Annotated in this window: 17 protein-coding genes; 9 read left to right on the top strand and 8 right to left on the bottom strand. The window is 62.2% G+C overall.

Translation table 11 applies throughout. The features are described 5' to 3' along the window. Positions 1–11: 11 nt before the first annotated feature. On the bottom strand, positions 12–917 hold the full coding sequence (locus CY652_RS17275; protein WP_180970648.1) for a tyrosine-type recombinase/integrase: 906 nt from the start codon (positions 915–917) through the stop codon (positions 12–14). Between the two features lie 521 nt (positions 918–1,438). Between CY652_RS17275 and CY652_RS17270 the strand changes: the two genes are divergently transcribed. The 5 genes from CY652_RS17270 (at position 1,439) to CY652_RS17250 (ending at position 5,179) form a co-directional block, all read left to right on the top strand. After that, positions 1,439–1,708 (top strand): CopG family ribbon-helix-helix protein, encoded by a 270-nt coding sequence (locus CY652_RS17270; protein WP_102131929.1) that lies wholly within the window; start codon positions 1,439–1,441, stop codon positions 1,706–1,708. After that, positions 1,705–2,028, top strand: a complete 324-nt coding sequence (locus CY652_RS17265; RefSeq protein WP_258002347.1) for a type II toxin-antitoxin system RelE/ParE family toxin — start codon at positions 1,705–1,707, stop codon at positions 2,026–2,028. The genes CY652_RS17270 and CY652_RS17265 overlap by 4 nt, the downstream gene beginning before the upstream one ends. Positions 2,029–2,193: 165 nt before the next feature. Continuing rightward, positions 2,194–2,898: an ImmA/IrrE family metallo-endopeptidase gene (locus CY652_RS17260; protein ID WP_102131928.1), complete on the top strand. Its 705-nt coding sequence runs from the start codon at positions 2,194–2,196 to the stop codon at positions 2,896–2,898. Positions 2,899–2,939: 41 nt separating this feature from the next. Further along, on the top strand, positions 2,940–3,656 hold the full coding sequence (locus CY652_RS24130; RefSeq protein ID WP_146010130.1) for a hypothetical protein: 717 nt from the start codon (positions 2,940–2,942) through the stop codon (positions 3,654–3,656). Positions 3,657–4,414: 758 nt separating this feature from the next. Continuing rightward, complete coding sequence (locus CY652_RS17250) at positions 4,415–5,179, top strand: glycosyltransferase family 2 protein (RefSeq protein WP_102131926.1); 765 nt, start codon at positions 4,415–4,417, stop codon at positions 5,177–5,179. 16 nt (positions 5,180–5,195) lie between these two features. Here CY652_RS17250 and CY652_RS17245 read toward each other — a convergent pair whose 3' ends face one another. Further along, the gene (locus tag CY652_RS17245; RefSeq protein WP_102131925.1) at positions 5,196–6,170 is read right to left on the bottom strand and encodes a lysylphosphatidylglycerol synthase transmembrane domain-containing protein; all 975 of its coding nucleotides are present in this window, start codon (positions 6,168–6,170) and stop codon (positions 5,196–5,198) included. Positions 6,171–6,804: 634 nt separating this feature from the next. Here CY652_RS17245 and CY652_RS17240 point away from each other — a divergent pair. Continuing rightward, positions 6,805–7,089, top strand: coding sequence for a hypothetical protein (locus CY652_RS17240; protein ID WP_102131924.1), 285 nt, complete (start codon positions 6,805–6,807; stop codon positions 7,087–7,089). Positions 7,090–7,338: 249 nt separating this feature from the next. After that, positions 7,339–7,755 (top strand): MarR family winged helix-turn-helix transcriptional regulator, encoded by a 417-nt coding sequence (locus CY652_RS17235; RefSeq protein ID WP_102131923.1) that lies wholly within the window; start codon positions 7,339–7,341, stop codon positions 7,753–7,755. 344 nt (positions 7,756–8,099) lie between these two features. On the opposite strand, the gene CY652_RS17230 is transcribed toward CY652_RS17235, so the two are convergent. Beyond that, positions 8,100–8,996, bottom strand: coding sequence for a LysR family transcriptional regulator (locus CY652_RS17230; RefSeq protein WP_102131922.1), 897 nt, complete (start codon positions 8,994–8,996; stop codon positions 8,100–8,102). Positions 8,997–9,095: 99 nt separating this feature from the next. Between CY652_RS17230 and CY652_RS17225 the strand changes: the two genes are divergently transcribed. Further along, positions 9,096–9,971 carry an aldo/keto reductase family oxidoreductase gene (locus tag CY652_RS17225; protein WP_102131921.1) on the top strand — a complete coding sequence of 292 codons (876 nt, stop codon included), beginning with the start codon at positions 9,096–9,098 and terminating at the stop codon, positions 9,969–9,971. Between the two features lie 374 nt (positions 9,972–10,345). Here CY652_RS17225 and CY652_RS17220 read toward each other — a convergent pair whose 3' ends face one another. Then, on the bottom strand, positions 10,346–11,278 hold the full coding sequence (locus tag CY652_RS17220) for an AraC family transcriptional regulator (protein ID WP_102131920.1): 933 nt from the start codon (positions 11,276–11,278) through the stop codon (positions 10,346–10,348). An 86-nt stretch (positions 11,279–11,364) separates the two neighbouring features. Between CY652_RS17220 and CY652_RS17215 the strand changes: the two genes are divergently transcribed. Beyond that, entirely contained in the window at positions 11,365–12,354 is a 990-nt protein-coding gene (locus tag CY652_RS17215) for an SDR family NAD(P)-dependent oxidoreductase (protein ID WP_102131941.1), read from the top strand. A gap of 162 nt (positions 12,355–12,516) precedes the next feature. Here the strand turns inward: CY652_RS17215 and CY652_RS17210 are convergent, their stop codons facing one another. The 4 genes from CY652_RS17210 to CY652_RS17195 all read right to left on the bottom strand — a co-directional run bounded on the left by CY652_RS17210 (position 12,517) and on the right by CY652_RS17195 (position 17,403). Further along, positions 12,517–14,109 carry an acyl-CoA synthetase gene (locus CY652_RS17210; RefSeq protein WP_102131919.1) on the bottom strand — a complete coding sequence of 531 codons (1,593 nt, stop codon included), beginning with the start codon at positions 14,107–14,109 and terminating at the stop codon, positions 12,517–12,519. Between the two features lie 39 nt (positions 14,110–14,148). Further along, positions 14,149–15,321, bottom strand: coding sequence for an acetyl-CoA acetyltransferase (locus CY652_RS17205; RefSeq protein ID WP_102131918.1), 1,173 nt, complete (start codon positions 15,319–15,321; stop codon positions 14,149–14,151). 44 nt (positions 15,322–15,365) lie between these two features. Further along, a complete protein-coding gene (locus tag CY652_RS17200) occupies positions 15,366–16,169 on the bottom strand; it encodes an SDR family NAD(P)-dependent oxidoreductase (RefSeq protein ID WP_102131917.1) in 804 nt (267 codons plus the stop codon). A 214-nt stretch (positions 16,170–16,383) separates the two neighbouring features. Then, a complete protein-coding gene (locus tag CY652_RS17195) occupies positions 16,384–17,403 on the bottom strand; it encodes a TRAP transporter substrate-binding protein (RefSeq protein ID WP_102131916.1) in 1,020 nt (339 codons plus the stop codon). Between the last annotated feature and the right edge of the window lie 38 nt (positions 17,404–17,441).

Raw genomic sequence — 17,441 nt, 5'->3', positions numbered from 1 at the left:
ATAATTCCTAGTTATCGTCGAAACCCTCCCGTAGCCTTGAAAAGTGCCTCTCTCAGTCCTAGATCCGAGACGTGTGTATAGATTTCAGTCGTAGAAATACTTTGATGACCCAGCAGCTTTTGCACATATCGGATATCCACCCCGGATTCCAACCATTGGGTTGCACACGTATGCCTTAACATATGAGGCGTCACATGGCGCACTATGCCAGCTGTCCGGCAAAGGCTACGTAGTTCCGCGCGCACCTTTACCGGGCCAATGGGCCTCCCATTCGCCAATACGAACAGTCGGTCGCTGGACGTCTGAATCCTCCGCCGATACGCAAGGTACTTCTCCATCTTGCGGTAGAGCGGCTTCTGCATCACATAAACAAGCCGTTGCCTATTCCCCTTTCCATGAATCAGCAGCGATTCATTCGCTAAAGACAAGTCGCGAAGATCAATCGCCACCAACTCCCCAACTCTGATGCCCGTATCGAGCAGGAGATGAATGGCCGTTTTGCTGCGAATCACATCGAAGTCGTCTATCGATGCGCGCAGGACCAGCGTCTTTCTCAAGCACTCGCGATCGCTTCGATCAAGCGCACGCGGAAGACGCTTGGGCAGCCGTATCCTTTCGTTAAGCATGTGAAACGGGTCACCCTCGATCAGCTTTTCTCGCTCGGCCCATATGAAAAGCAACTTCAGGCTTGCTAGCCGACGTTTGATAGTGGTCTCCTTCAACTGACGCTGCACCCGCAGGTGCTCGATGTAACCACGCAAATGTTCCGGTCGGACATCTTCCAGTTTTGTCCTGCGACCAAAAAATCGATGTGCATCGTCGAGGTCGCTTTCGTACGCTCGCAATGTGTTCTGCGACAAATTAACGACCAGCGCGCAATGCTGTAGAAAATTCTTCTTTGCTTCTGTCAGGGTCATGGATGCCTCGAGGTCAGGTGGAATATCCCAGCGATCCACCCGCCAGGACATGGCCGGGCAACTGACTGCGTGGCTATCTATCCCCGAAATCCGATTCTGAGAAAGGCATGCCTTCTGTGAGCCCGTAGCCGTCTTCCGCGCCGACGGCAATGTTAGCTATCAAAATGCAGCGGCTGAACGGCAACGCGGACATCGATCCGGCAGATGCAAGGGAGATGTGCTCGCGATGGCGCCCTGCGAGAATCCGCGATACCCCAATGGGCAAGATCACGTGATCGGCGAGATACGTAGCCGCTCTCGCAGACGACTGCGGCAACCAAAAACGGGGGCCATGCGTCATAAGAACGTCATAGCCGTCCTTTCTCGTCGCGCCACGGACGGCGGCGCGTGGCGGTACAGGCGAGCTGTTCCAGGTGGGCTTTCCGGCCACACTCAACATAAAGCACGCTGGCGGACGGCAGCCCCGGCAATATTATTGTTTTACAATAGTAACTATTGTCTATCAATAATTGAGGTGTGTGATGGTTGCTGAGACTCGAACGCTGACCGCCCAAGTACCGGTCGAACTGGCGGAAGAAGTGGACGCCTTGTCAGAGCAGATCGAACGTCCAAGGCAGTGGATTATCAAGAAGGCACTGGTCCAGTACCTCGCGCGGGAGGCCGAAAAGCGCCGCTTGATCCAAGAAGGCCTAGACGACGTAACTGCCGGGCGCTTTGTCTCCATGGAGCAGGCCCGCGCGTGGGCGAACAACCTCGGGACAGATAACGAACTGCCGGTACCGAAAGCGTGAGCGTCAAAGTCACCCCCACCGGCAAGGCGATGTCCGATCTTGAAGTCATTGCCGAGCACGTCAGGAAGTTCAATGATGCCGCCACTGCTCGTAAGGTCGTCAATGCGTTGCTCGACGAGGCGGAGCAACTCGGACAGGACCACTTTCACCGGCTGGGCGAAGAACTCGACGGATACGATGGGCCACCCGCCCGTGAAGTGCATCGCTGGGTATGCCTTGCCGACCGATACGAACTGCACTACGAAGTCCTGCCTCCATATGCGGAAAAGCCAACGACCATTGCAGTGCTTCGCGTCTGGGACACCCGTCAGGATCGTTGAGCCAAGCGCGTTAAGCGGCTCCCCCTCCACGCCAATATATGGGTTAGACCCCTATTATAGGGGAAGCTTCCACGACATCGCCCTACAACATATAGACCCACGATTACTTGATTACCCCATATTTTGTGCTAGCCTATAAAGATATATCTGGCCGGGGTCTTCATAATGACGGATATCGACCGTGAGGCAATCGCCAAACAGTGCAGGCTGTTCCAGTGGGAAATCTGGCAGCGAGCGGGACGCACCCATAACACTATCCCCCATCTGCTTCAGCTATTCAGGCCCGAGCATGCCGCACGTGTGCATGGATATGAATATGAAGTAGCAGCAGGCTCTTTGGGCGTCCACGGCGTCGGAAAAGACAAATATCAGGTAGCTGGAATCGTCGACCCGACAAACAACCTCATCAAAATTGCCGGAAACCTCCCATATGAAGTTATCCGGTTTACCGCCTCGCACGAGCTTGGGCACATGGTCTTGCATCCAGGCATGACGCTGCACCGCGATCAGCCCCTCTCCGGGGAGTCAATGTCTGCCGATAAACGCGAGCGTGAGGCCAATTACTTCGCCGCCTGCTTCCTGGCGCCTGAGAAGCTCGTGCGACAGGCATTCGAAATACGGCTCCGAACTGGAAGCCTTCACCTGGACGATACCGTTGCGTTTTATCTCGACGGTGCGAGGATGCAGGATCTCCTGCGCTCGAGGACTGGCTCCCTGGAATTCGCTCGCTCTGTGGCGACCGCGAAAAGCTTCGGGCACGGCAATACGTTCAAGCCACTTACGGAAGTCTTTGGAATGTCACCTATGGCGATGGCAATTCGACTAGAAGAGTTGGGGCTTGTAGTCAACGGCCGCCCGGTATTCACCTAGTCCCATTGGTAAGAGCGCCTTCCGCTTGTACAGGAAACATAATGCCCAAATCTGCGAAATCTACTCGGGCACGGATGAGTGCCGAAAAGCTGTTCCCCAGCCTAAAAGCAACGCCCCCAAACAAGGGGGCACGCCCCAAAGACTACAAGTCGCCATTTGCAAGCGAAGACTCAAACGTTCAACGTACTCGTCACCATACCGAACGCCCTTTCAAGGATGATTTCGAGCAACTCAGAGAATCCGAGGAAGACGCGGCTCACGTCGTTACCGTGCCTCGCGGTATTGAGATACCGACGGGTTACGATTCCATCGATCATGTCAGGGAAGCTATGCGGCGTGCTTGGCGTATTGAATGGGGAAATTTCGAATTACACACCGTTGACATCAGCTTACCGCACGGCTGGCAAGTCACTGGCCCCAAGGAAGGTCCCCATCATATCGTGGATCAATCTGGCACCCCTCGAGCCGGATTCGACAATCGACACGCACTCTCGACGCTTCATCTGCTGACTCGCTACTGGATCGATCAAGAGTTTCACCCGAAAGATCGCTACTGCCAGCTTCTCGTAAGAGATCGGGCATATGGAATTGTTCTCGAGAAATCCTATTGGGCACCGGAAGCTGGGACCGAACACCCCGAATGGTTGCGCATACAATCGTGGATGGATCAACATTGCCCCAACCACAGAGATCCGCTCCAGGAATGGGAAGATTGCGAAGAAAACAACGACCAGTGGATTGATCTAGTCGAACATTGATCGGCAACCCACTGCTGCCCCCTATCGTCTCCTCGCAGCTCGCGCGATGTGACGGTATTTCTGACGGTATACAGAATGTCCTTTAGTATCGCCGCCATACTAGGCAAGTACTTCCAGCCAGACTCAACATAATCGCGGTAGTGGAGAGGATGCTCACATCGTCTCAAGACGACCTTAATTCTTTGAAATAAATAGAATTTTAAAAATCGCCGTCTACGATTGTTTCGCAAAAAATGCATAAACTCGCCTTTCGTGGCGGTGTACGACTGTTTTCCGCGGTTCGTATGCCGTCCGCCACGCCTCCAGAAAACCGCCCTCCCGGAGCACTCAAACTGGCCGCCTGCCACGCAGGCATTGGGATCGGCGGCAATCTTCCGGGATTGGGCAGAGCGGAAAGTTCGCGACTTTCTGCCAGTTTTCCGCACGCCCCACCCGGCATTGGAAAACTACGAGCCGAGCACCACACCGGCTCCCCGCGCTGCATCGACCACGCCCAAGGCGCATGGATGACCGAATCAGTTACGAGCCCAGCCTGAAGAGCGATCCGGGCACCTTCCCCGTTCAGGTCGCCGCTCCCAACGCCCGCCGGACGCTTCCGTTACGCTGCGCCCCGCGCCGCCGTTCCGTAGAATGCCGGGTTATGACACGACTCCCGGGTCTATCCGCCTGAGCGGAATGCCAGATCGCAACCGCATACGGGATCGGCACGCCGCGGCCCCCGGAGACCGCTTTCTCGAATTGCTCATCTGCTATCACGCATGACCGCCATCTCTGCGTCGTCCAGTCATCACCGTGTTTCATGCATCATTTGCGCATATAACGAGGCGCCGCGGATCGGCAAGGTGCTGGCGGCGGCATCCGTGCATCCCCTGCTAGACGAAGTCATTGTGGTCGACGACGGCTCGACCGATGGCACCGCCGAAGTCGTCAAGGGCTTTCCATCGGTAAGGCTGATTACGTGCGCGACGAACGGCGGTAAAAGCGCGGCGATGGCCATCGGCGTGGCGGCCGCCCAGAACAAGTTGCTCATGTTGCTCGATGCCGACCTCAAGGGGCTCGCCACCGAACACATCACCGCGCTCGCCGCCCCAGTTCTGGGCGGCACGGCAGATATCAGCCTCAGCCTGAGGCAAAACAGCCTGTTGTTGTTCCGGGCAATTGGCCTGGATTTCGTTTCCGGAGAGCGGGTCGTCAGGAAAGAACTGCTGGGCGAGGCGCTCAAGGAAATTCACGGCTTGCCGCGCTTTGGCATCGAGGTGTTCATGAATCACCTGATCATCACGCGCCGGCTCTCGGTAGCTGTCGTCCACTGGCCTCACGTAACGCAGGCGCGGAAGACTGAAAAACTCGGATATTGGAAGGGCATCCGCGCGGAATGGCGCATGATCGCCGACTTGCTGAAAGTCACCTATCCGCTCGCGCTCTTTTCACAGACGGTCCGCCTGTTCTTTTTGCGGGTCGATCATGCCGATCGCGCACCGTTCTCGGTGCGAATCAAAAATCCGCGCGACAACATGCTTTGACGTTTCCCGAGGTTCCTTATTCCGTAGCCGGCATGACCGAGCCCCGCCGCCAGGTAAGGGCAACGAAGGCCGCAGCACCGAGCATCAGCGGAAAGTAGAGCGTCGCGAAACGCCAAAGGATCAGCGCCAGCGCCATGGCATCCTGCGGAACCCAGTTTGCAAATGCCGCCGCAAGCGCCAGGTCGGCGGCGGCCCCGCCGGCCGGTATGCCGGTCCAAAGCGCCGCATGCAACACCACAGCCTGCACCGCCCAAACGAATCCGAACGGCAACCGGTGGCCGAGTTCGAGCAGCACGAACCACAGGACGCCATAGCGAGGCAGCCATTGCAGCGCGGTGAACATCAGCAAGCCGGCAAACCGATGGCGAGGCCCCGTCATGAGCAGCCCCAATTGCTGGCGCACACTCTGGCGGAATGTGTTCCACCGGGCTTGCAGCGTCCCGAGCCATTGAATGCGGCCGCATAAGGCGTCCAGCACGCTCGCGACTTTCCGGCGGCATGCCCATAGCGTACCGACAACGATCGCGGCACCTGCCAGCATCCCGACGACCATGGGTACGTTTGCCTTCGGAACGACCAGGGCCAGCGGCCCCACGGAGAACGCAATCGCGACCGGAACCGCCACCGTCAAGAATGCCAGGTCGAGCGCCTGGTCTGCGCCGACGACCGTCGTGGCCGTCGCCCACGAGGCTCCGGCGCGCTGCAGCAACCCGATATTGACGCCATACCCTGCTGCACCCAGAGGCGAGACGAGAAAGGCGGAGTCGGTCACCAGGGCGATTCCATAGGTGCGAACGAAAGGAAGACGCAAGCCTAGCGCCGTTTGCATCAACTGCTGCTTGCCGGCCTTGCCCAATGCGCTCGCGGCGGCGCTTGCCGCCAGCGCCAGGAACAGGTGCACCGGGACAGTCCGCAGCCCGGCAAACGACTCGTGGGAGCCCAGTATGAAAGGCGCGCCCACGGCCAGACCGACGCCAAGCACGGCCAGCATCGTCGCCGCGTTACGCGTGCGATGCCTGCTCAAAAGGACAACCTCGGAGCTCGCCGGGGGACAACGGGACTCAATGCTCGCAGGTTGCCCTGCGCTGACACAGCCGGAAAAATACGCATACGGATGTAAGAATCGTTACAGCAGGGTGAGGACCTGTAGGGGTTGCGATGCGAGACAATGCAGCGCCGCATAGTCGGGCTGCCGGTCGCAATCGTACCAGCGTTTCGCAGCGCGATGATGTCGGTCGTAATGGGCGGCATCCGATAAACCCGTCTTGCGCGTCAGCGACAAGCCGATGCGTTCCGCGCATTTCCTATCGGACCGCCGCCGGATCGCCCCGCCATCTTCCGGTCTGCCGTCGAACGATGGACATCCGCCGACGGAATACGTTTTGCATTCTTAACAAACGACACGCTCCTCCAGGAGGGGCGATTCGGGGAGAATGCCCTAACCCATTCTGGGTTTCCCCTCGGTTTCATTTCCAGTCGGGACCGGATCCAACTCAAATGACAAAACTCCCGATCCGTGGAGATCTGTTTTCTGCGATTCGTATACCATCACGCCTCCGGAAAAGGTCTTCCGGTCATACGTCTGCGTAAAATACAGCGCCACCACCTACCCGCGGGCCTCCACCATGGCAATGAAGAAAACTGACCTTGAGAAAAACAAGGCCCTGAAACTCACGCACGCAATAAAGAAAACGCACTCCGAACGCTTCGGCAAAGGTGCGAACGAAGTCGCCCCCGACCGCCGCGAGCAGCGCAGGCTTGATCAGGAGAAGGGATTAGTCCCGTTCGCATGCAAGCTCAACGAGAATCTGGCGAAGGAACTGAAAGAACGCGCCGGTACACATCCTGAAGGCATGACCGGGCTGCTGGAAGAACTGCTGCGCGCCGGGCTCGCTGCACGCAAGGATTAATCGCCTGAAGGCGGCAGAGAATTTTCGGTACGCGAGTATCCCGGCAAGCCTTTCCGACCAGATTCAGCGGTTGCTCGACGCGACTCGGACAGCCGCAAATAAGCCCCGCCTGACATGCCCGCCGATCACCGCGAGCCGGCCATCGGCCACAGGAAACCATCCCCAACCCACCGCATCGGCCCGATGCCGGCCATGTGCCGAAGGCCGAATATGGTTGTGTTGCTAATCAGTTGATGATCTAATTCCCTCATGTTCGATCATTGCCTGTACTTCAACTCCGCTGCGTTGGCCCGCGTGGTCGAACGCGAGTGGGCGACCGTCTATGCGCAATTCGATCTCACGCCCCCGCAGGGGTTCGTATTGCGCGTCATCCTGGCCTCGCCCGGCTGCCTCGGCAGCCAGGTGGCCGACACGCTCGGCATTGCACGTCCCACGGCGACCCGGCTCGTCGAGAGTCTCTGTCAGAAGCAACGGGTCGAGCGTCGGCAGGGGGAATCGGACGGCAGGGAATGGAGGTTGTATCCCACCCGGTCGGGCAAGGCATTGGACCGCCCGATCAACCAGGCCAGCGCGGATATCGCCCAGAAACTTCGCGCCCGGATCGGGGCGGAATTGTTCGAGTCCACGATCACCGGCATGCGCAAGATCCGGAAAATCATCGTCTGAATTTTTTGCCCAAATGATTGCCTTGCACATGCATTCTGTAGCCGTATTCTCCCCGCGCGATTGAACAAGATACCCCTTTCTCAGGGACTCGTCTGAAGTAATCCAGCCTTTCACATCCTCGACATTTACCGCAAACTGAATCTGATATTTGCCTCATTCATCGACGGCTCATAATTGCCCACACGCAGGGCATCGCAGAAGCGCTCTCCAGTTCGCTGCATCCACGCTTGCTGGTCGAGATCAAGTGCGTAGCGGTGAAGCGAGATTCGCCTGCAACCTGACTGTCCGCCAACACGCCCCCGCCCCCCCCAAAACCCGGCATAAAACACCGCAAACGCCCGCGATCAGCGCGCCTTGATGAAATCGATGAACGCACGCAGCGGCGCGGGCACGAGCCGTCGCCCGGGATAGTAGAGAAACGGCCCGGAGAAAGACGGCCACCACGATTCGAGAACTGGTTCGAGGACGCCGCGCTCGAAATGCGGGCGCAACCAGTCTTCGAACAGATACACGATGCCTGTACCGGCGATCGCCGCGTCCACGGCGAGATCGGTTGCACCGCCGATCTGTACCAGCAGGGGACCGACGGGATCGATCCGTAACGCTTCGTCGCCCTGCCTGAACTCCCACGACGGCATCGCGCCGCTGGCAAAGCGGCCGGACAGACACGCGTGGCCGAGCAGCTCGCGCGGGTGCAAGGGCCGGCCGCGGCGGTCGAGGTAGTCGGAAGACGCCGCCGCCGCAAAGCGCTGGACGCGCGGGCCGATCGGCACGGCGATCATGTCCTGCTCGAGCCGTTCGTCATAGCGGATGCCCGCATCGCATCCGGCCGCCAGCACGTCGACGAAACTCTCCTCGGCAATCACTTCCAGTCGTATGTCGGGATAGGCGGAGAGAAACCCCGGCACGATAGCGGGCAGTACCAGCCGTACCGCGCTGACGGGCACGTTGAGCTTGAGCGTTCCCGCGGGCCTGTCGCGGAAGTGGTTGACCACGTCGAGCGCCGCTTCCACCTCGTTCAGCGCAGGGCCGAGCCGCTCGAGCAGACGCGCGCCGGCTTCGGTGGGAACGACACTGCGTGTCGTCCGGTGCAGCAGCCTGACGCCGAGCCGGGTTTCCAGCCGGCGTACCGCTTCGCTGAGCCCGGACGCACTGCCGCCGCTGAGGCGCGCGCCGTCGCGAAAGCCCCTCGCTCGCGCTACCGCCACGAATGCGTTCAGATCCGCCAGATCGACTTGCATTGTTCGCCTTCCCGCACGGCCCGTGCGGATTATGACCCGTTACCGATCAAGGATACAGGGCTTAAGCTTGGGTCCCGTTTTCGAAGAAAGGAGATCGACATGCCCAACATCCACCCGTCCGGCACATTCCGCCTCGGCGACCGCGCCATCCATCGACTCGGCTACGGCGCCATGCAGTTGGCCGGGCCCGGCGTATTCGGACCGCCCAAAGATCGCGGCGCGGCGCTGGCGGTGCTGCGCGAGGCGGTCGACGCCGGCGTCGATCACATCGACACCAGCGATTTCTACGGCCCGCACGTCACCAATCAATTGATTCGCGAGGCGCTGCATCCGTATCCGGACGATCTCGTCATCGTGACCAAGATCGGCGCCCAGCGCGGCGCGGATGCGTCGTGGCTGCCGGCCTTCACGCCCGAAGCGCTGACCGGGGCGGTGCACGACAACCTGCGCAACCTCGGGCTCGACGTGCTGGACGTGGTCAACCTCCGGATCATGATCGACGTGCACCAGCCCGCGGAAGGGTCGATCGAGGCGCCGCTCACCGCCCTCGCCAACCTTCAGCGGCAGGGCCTCGTGCGTCATATCGGGTTGAGCAACGTCACCGCCGCTCAGGTCGCGGAAGGACGCCGGATTTGCGAAATCGTCTGCGTGCAGAACCATTACAACATCGCCCACCGGGCCGACGACGCCCTGATCGACGATCTCGCCCGGGACGGCATCGCCTACGTGCCGTACTTCCCGCTGGGCGGCTTCACGCCGGTGCAGTCCTCGACCTTGTCCCGCGTTGCCGCCCGCCTCGACGCGACGCCGATGCAGGTCGCGCTCGCCTGGATGTTGCGTCGCGCACCCAATGTGCTTCTGATTCCCGGCACGTCGTCCGTCGCGCACCTGCGGGAGAATCTCGCCGCGGCCAAACTGGATTTGCCGGATGATGCGGTGGGGGAACTTGAGCAGGTGGCGAAGTTGCTGCCGTAAACAACCGAAGCTGCGCCGCAATAAAACAGGAAACGGATTCGACAGCCGGCAGGCGCGTTTCGTTATACCGTGATCGTCGATTCTTGATGAGGTGCGTTGACGACCGGGCTGTCGTACCACGAGATAAATAAACTGCCGCGGCATTGGTGCAAAGGGGATGGCACACGCATCGTGAGCGAAGCCACGCTGTCGATGAGCAAGGCGCCTCCTCCGCTTGCCACGCCACCCGCGCCAGCGGTCAAGACCACGTCGGTTTCAAAGCCGACGAAGCGTGTCCGACACAGGTTTCCTTGCAATACTGGCAACGGCCGCTCTCGTCGTCGGGATGCTGCAGTCTATTCAATTGCCTGCATTCAATCAGGCGACTACGCGCTTCAGCCCGCCCCTCCCGCTCGCCTGTAATCGCTCGGCGACACCCCGGACACCCGCTTGAACGCACTGCTGAACGCGCTTTCGGACGCGTAACCCAATTTCGCCGCGAGAACGGCAATCGGCGTTTTCTCGTCGATCAGTGCCTGCCTTGCCATACGCATGCGCCATTGCGTGAGCCACGTGAGCGGAGCCATGCCCGCGACAGACCTGAAATGCACGCAAAACGCCGTGCGCGACATGGCCGATGCAGCCGCAAGGTCGTCCAGCCGCCACGCGCGGCCGGGGTCACCGTGCATCAACCGTAACGCGGGCGCAAGCCGCCTGTCGCCGATGGCCCGTAGCCAGCCGTTGGGAATTTCCGTACCGGTGTCGAGATGGACGCGCAGCATTTCGACGAACATCAGTTGCGCAAGGTAGGTCGAGGCAAGACCGCTGCCCGGCAAACCCGATGCGAATTCCCTGACTAGCCGGGCGAGCAGCCATCGAAGGACGGCCGCCTGCTCGCAGTCTGCACGAATGTGTATCAGCGACGGCAGGACATCGACCAGCAACGCGCCGTTGGAGGGCGCAAGCCTGACGTGGCCGCCGATCTGCGTGCAACCGTTGCCATCGCCAATCGCCGCAGTCCAGGTCCCGTCGCCGGAGAACAGGGTGGCCGCATCGACCGGCTCCGCGTCCGGGTCGCTTGCGAGGACGAACGGGCGTTCGCCAGTCAGCAGAAAGACGTCGCCTTCGCCGACAGCGACAGGCGCCGTCTGCGCGTCGATGCGAAGCCAGCAACTGCCCTTGACCACCGCGAAGAACTTGATTTTTTTCGGCGGCGGAAAGCGGATCGCCCATGTGCCGCCGGCGGAAAAGCCGCCGGCCACGACGGGCTGGGCGCCGAGCAGCCGAAGGATATCCGAAAGTGGGTCGCCCGCGATTTTTGAACTCATACGACAGTATTCAGAATTCTTGATTATTCATCGTACCGGAATTCGAGCTCACACTGCGTACACCATTGTTCATCCGGGGAAACGTCATGATGACGCCGCAAAAACCGCTCGGTTCAGGTTTCGGAGCCGCTACCCCTGCCGACGAGGTTATCGCCGGCATCGATCTTTCCGGCAAGACAGCGATCGTGACCGGGGGTTACTCCGGCCTCGGACGCGAAACCGCGCGGGTTCTGCGTGCCGCCGGCGCACGTGTGATCGTCCCCGCGCGCGACGTAAGCCGCGCCCGCGAGGCCCTGGCCGCCGTCGACGTGGAAATCGCGCCGATGGATCTGCTCGATCCAGGTTCAATCGACAGTTTTGCCGCGTCGTTTCTCGAATCGAGACCGGTGCTGCACATGCTCGTCAACAGCGCTGCCATCATGGCCGTGCCGGAATTGACACGCGACTCGCGAGGATATGAGTATCAGTTCGCGACCAACCATCTCGGCCACTTTCAGCTCACGATGCGGCTCTTGCCTGCGCTGCGCAAGGCGGAAGGCGCTCGCGTGGTGTCGGTTTCGTCGATTGGCCACCGCTATTCGCCAGTGGTTTTCGACGACCCGCATTTCGAGCGTCGCCCGTACACGCCGTGGGCGGGATATGGGCAATCGAAGACGGCCAACATTCTCTTTGCCGTCGCGCTCGACCAGCGCGAGAAGACCCACGGGATCCGCGCATTTTCGCTGCATCCGGGCGCCATTGTCGAGACGGGATTGGGGAAATACGTTACGCGCGAGCAGTTGATCGCCGCCGGCGTCCTCGACGAGCAAGGCAAGCCGGTACGTGATCCGGCAAGACAACTCAAGACCATCGGGCAGGGCGCGGCCACTCAGGTCTGGTGCGCAACGAGTCCCCAACTGAACGGCCTCGGCGGTGTGTATTGCGAAAACGTTGACGTGGCCCCGGTCATGGCGGAGCAACCGGAGAAAATGGATATGGCCGACGCCATGAGACTTGCGGGCGTAGTGCCCTATGCCGTCGACCCTGCATTCGCCGATGACCTTTGGGGACTCAGCGAGCGACTTCTCAACTTCTAGTGGAAGCTGCCGGCTGCCGCATGCCGGTTTTTCTATTTTTTGATGCGACCGGCGCATCGTGGCCAGCTACGCCGTTACCTGTTACGAAGCGGCAGTAGCGCCTGCCTATCGCCGTAGTTGACCGTTTTGTGGCACCTCGAAGCTGCCGAGGCAAACCCCGCCCTACACGCTGGCCCCCGCCTGCAGCTCGCTCCACTCGGCCGCGAGACGCGCGCGCAGATCCTTCTTCGTGATCTTCCCGTAGGCCGACTTCGGCAGCGCGTCCCAGAACAGAACGTGCCGCGGGCACTTGTAGCGCGCAACGCGACCCTCGAGATGGCTCAGCAACGCTTCCGCGCTCACGTCGCGGCCGTCGCGGCGCACGACCACGGCTACGCCAAGTTCGCCCCACTTCGGGTCCGGCATGCCGAGCACGGCCACTTCGAGCACGGCGGGATGCTGCAGCAGCGCCTCCTCCACCTCGCGCGGATAGACGTTCGAGCCGCCCGAAATGTACATGTCGGACGAGCGACCCGTGATGTACAGAAAGCCCTCGCGGTCGAGATGCCCGAGGTCGCCGGTATGGAACCAGCCGTGCCGGAACGCCTTCGCGTTCGCCTCCGGATTGCTGTCGTAGCCGCTCATCACCGCCGGCCCCCGCACGCAAACCTCGCCGGTCTCGAACGGCTGCAGCCGGCGCCCGTCGTCGTCGAGGATGCCGACCTCCATGCCGGTACGCGGATAGCCGCACGTCCCGACCCGGCAGCCCGGCGCATCGTCGTCCTCTTCGTGCAGATGCGGCGGCAGCACCGTGATGTTGCCCGTCACCTCGCCAAGCCCGTAGTACTGCACCAGCACGCGGCCCAGCTTGCGCAGCGCATGCTGCTGGTCCACGCGATACATCGGCGCGCCGGCGTAAATGACGAACTTCAGCGAGCGGTGGTCGTAGCGGTCCACCGCGTCGTGCTCGGTCAGCATCTTGACGATGGTCGGCACCGTGAACAGGTTGTCGATGCGATGCCTTTCGACGAGCGACCACACCTCCTCGGGATCGAGTTTCTCCGACGACGGCAGCACGCTCGCCGCGCCGCGCGCCGTGTTCACGAGCGCATGGATGCCCGCGCCGTGCGAAAGCGGCGCGACCACAAGCGAGCGCGAACGATGGCTCAGCCCCGGCATCAGGTCGGCGAGATGGTTCGTCACGACGAACGCCATCTGCCCGTGCGTCAGCGTCCCCGCCTTCGGATGGCCGGTCGTGCCCGACGTGTAGAAGAACCAGAGCGGATCGTCGCGATCGGCGGTCTCGGACCGGAATGCCGACGACGGGCCCGACGTCGCGAGCGTCTCGTAGACGCGTTCGCCGTCGCGCGGCTCGCCGAGCGCGATCACGTGTTCGAGCGCCGGCGACGCCGCGCGCACGGCGTCCACGTAATGCTCGAACCCGCGGTCGTAGATCATGACGCGCGCGCGGCTCGACTGGCCGAGATAGGCGGCCTCGGGCGGGGCGATGCGATAGTTCGTCGGCACCCACACGGCGCCGAGCTTGAACGCGATCCACGCGCTCTCGAAGAGCGGCAGGTTGTTGCGCGAGTGAACGAGAATGCGATCGCCCTTCTTCACGCCGAGCTCTCGCAGCGAGGTACACACCGCGTCCACGCGGCGATTGATCGTCGCCCACGACCAGTCGGCCGTGGACGTAATGAAGCCGGGCTCGTCGGCGTACCGCTGCGCAACCTGGGTCAGCAGATCGCCCAGGTTCATGACCGTATTGAACATGCTTGTCTCTCGAATCCGGTAAGGAGTGGGACGCAGACGTCAGGCGCGCCGCTCGAGGATGCTCAGGTAGTTGGCGACGGCCGCCCCGCCCATGTTGAACACCCCGGCCAGCGTCGCGTTCGGGAGCTGCATGTCGCCGGCTTCGCCCGCCAGTTGCATCGACGCCATGACGTGCATCGACACGCCCGTGGCGCCGATGGGATGTCCCTTCGACTTCAGCCCGCCCGAGAGATTGACGGGCAGACGCCCGTCGCGCGCCGTCACGCCGTCGAGGATCGCGCGCGCGCCCTCGCCCGGTTTCGCCAGCCCCATCGCCTCGTATTCGAGCAGCTCGGCAATCGTGAAGCAGTCGTGCGTCTCCACGAGCGACAGGTCGCCAAGCGTCACCCTCGCCTCGTCGAGCCCGCGCTGCCATGCGCGCTTCGCGGCGGCGAATTCCGTCGGATCGCGCCGCGAGAGCGGCAGGTAATCGCTGACCTGCACGCTCGCGCGAAAGCCGATCGCGCGGCGCGCGCTCCCCGCCTCGGTGTCGGCCGCGATCACGAGCGCGGCCGCCCCGTCGGAGACCATCGAGCAGTCGGTGCGCTTCAGCGGCCCGGCCACGAACGGATTCTTTTCGGAGGGCGTGCGGCAAAACTCATAGCCGAAGTCGCGACGCAGATGCGCGTACGGATTGGCCATGCCGTTACGGTGGTTCTTCGCGGCGATGGCCGCGAGCGCGTCCGACTGGTCGCCGTAGCGGTCGAAGTAGGCCTGCGCGATGTTTCCGAAGATGCCGGCGAAACCGCCCGGCACGCCAGCCTCCTCTTTCGCGTACGAGCACTTCTGCAGCACCTCGCCGACTTCCTGCGTCGGCAGGCCGTTCATCTTCTCGACGCCGATCACGAGCGCGTACTTCGAACGGCCGGCCCGCACGGCGTCGAGAGCCGAATAGACCGCGGCCGATCCCGTCGCGCAGGCGTTTTCGCAGCGCACGGTGGACGCATAGCGCAGCGCGGGAATCGCGTTGAACACGAGCGTGGACGGGAAGTCCTGATAGACGAAGCCGCCGTTGAACGTGCCGACGTGCACCGAATCGATCGAAGCGGCATCGACGCCCGCGTGATCGAGCGCGCCGCGCGCGGCCTCGGCGATCAGGTCCTCGGGCTCGCGTGCATCGAATTTTCCGAACGGCAAATGGTGCCAGCCGATGATGAGAGGTTGCGTATTCATGCTGTCTTCCTGAGGAATCCGTCTATGAAGGGAAAAGCCCGAAGCTAGATTTCGAGCACGCCGGCGGCGATGAAACCGCCGTCGACGGCCAGCGTCTGGCCGGTGACGTAGGACGCGTCATCGGACGCGAGAAACGCGACGGCGCCCGCAATCTCGTCGGGCGTGCCGTAGCGCCCCATCGGCACCTGGCGCAGGTAGTTCTCGCGCGCGACCGGCGAATGCAGCGCCGCGACCATCGGCGTTTCGATCGGCCCGGGCGCGATCGCGTTCGCGGTGATCCCGTGGCGAGCCAGCTCGATCGCCATCTGTCGCGTGAGACCGATGACGGCCGACTTCGACGTGCCGTACGCGGTGCGGCCCGCGCTCGCGCGGATGCCGCTCACCGACGCGATGTTCACGATCCGCCCCCAGCGCCGCTTCATCATCTGCTGCGCCGCGCGCTGGGCGAGCAGCATGGGCCCCGTCACGTTGATCTCCATGACGGCGCGCCAGTGATCGGCGGGATAGCTTTCGAACGGGAACGTCTTCGCGATGCCGGCATTGTTGACGAGCACGTCGCAACGATCGAAGCGTTCGGCGATCTGCGCGAACAGCGCGTCGATCGACGCCGCGCTGCCGACGTCGAGCGGCATCGCGACAGCCTCGAAACCGGACTCGCCGGCGTCTCGGGCAGTGGCCTCGGCGGCTTCGAAATTCAGATCCGCGACGAGGACGGTGAAGCCGTCTTCGGCGAGACGCCGCGCGATCGCGGCGCCGATGCCCATGGCGCTGCCGGTGACGAGCGCGACGCGGCCGGACGCGCTCGCGACGCGCCGCACGGCGGTTTCGGGAACGGGAGTATCGAGCATGAGGGGGCTCCGGGAAGCGGGTCGGTCAGGATTGAGGAGCGGGCGAAACGCAATGCGCGGCGAGCCACGGAACGAACGCGCCGGCGAACGACGTCGCGAGAAGCACGCGGAGGAACGCGGCGCTTCCCGCGAGCGAATCGCGCCGGGGCACGCCCGCCAAACGCGCGTCCGGCAACGAATCGGCCTGAATAAGGGTTGACGGGCGTTCCATGGTTCACCCCAGTTGGCCGGAATACTTTTCGAGCAGCGCCCAAGCCTGCGGGCCGAACTTCTTCTGCCATTCCGCGTAGAACCCGGAGGTCCTCAACTGCTGGCGAAACGCGGCCTTGTCGACTTCGTTGAAGCGCAGTCCGGCGGCCTCGAGCTGCGTGCGCAGCGTGCGATCCAGTTGGGCGACGTCCGCGCGCTGCTTCATGCCGGCATCGTTCACGGCGTTGCGCACGATCGCCTGGAGATCGGCGGGAAGCCGCGCGAACGAGGCCTTGTTGCCGAGAAACCAGAAGCCGTCCCACATGTGGCTCGTCAGCGAGCAGTACTTCTGCACCTCGTAGAGCTTGCCGGTGTAGATGATCGACAGCGGATTCTCCTGCCCGTCCACCACGTGCGTCTGCAGCGCCGAATACACCTCGGCGAAGTTCACGCTCGCGGGCGCCGCGCCGAAGTCCTGGAACATCGACGTCCACAGCGGGCTCGGCGGCACGCGCAGCTTCACGCCCTGCAAATCCTTCGGCTGGGCGACCGGCTTCGATGCCGTCGTGATCTGGCGGAAACCGCCGTCCCAGATGCGCTCGAACGCGAAGATCGAGGTCGCGCCGATCCGGGCCCGCACCCAGGCGCCGAGATCGCCGTCGAGCGCCGGCCACACGCTGCCGTAGTCGCTGAACGCGAAGCCGATGCCGCTGATCTGGGCATCCGGAATGAAGGTGCCGAGAATCAGCGGCGAAAGCGTGAAGAAATCGACGGCGCCCGCGCGCAGTTGCGAGAGCGTGTCGGTGTCACTGCCGAGTGCGTTGTTCGGGAACACCAGAATCTGGACGCGGCCGTTCGACTCCTTGAGCACGCGGGCGGCCATCTCCCTCGCGCGAACGTTCATCGGATGGGTGACGGGCAGATTGTTCGCGTACCGCAGCGTGAATTCGGCCGCGCGGGCCTCGCGCGAGATCACGGAAAACACGGGCGCGGCCGCGACGAGCGAAAGCGAGCGCAGAAACGATCTTCTTTTTGTGGACTGCATAGTTTGTCTCCTGAGCGGCCGGTGTGCCGGCCTTGTGT

Origin of the sequence: Burkholderia sp. WAC0059 (genome assembly GCF_002870125.1) — a bacterium.
GTDB lineage: Bacteria > Pseudomonadota > Gammaproteobacteria > Burkholderiales > Burkholderiaceae > Paraburkholderia.
The sequence above is the reverse complement of the archived record's forward strand: the minus strand, read 5'-3'. Positions and strand labels throughout refer to the sequence as shown.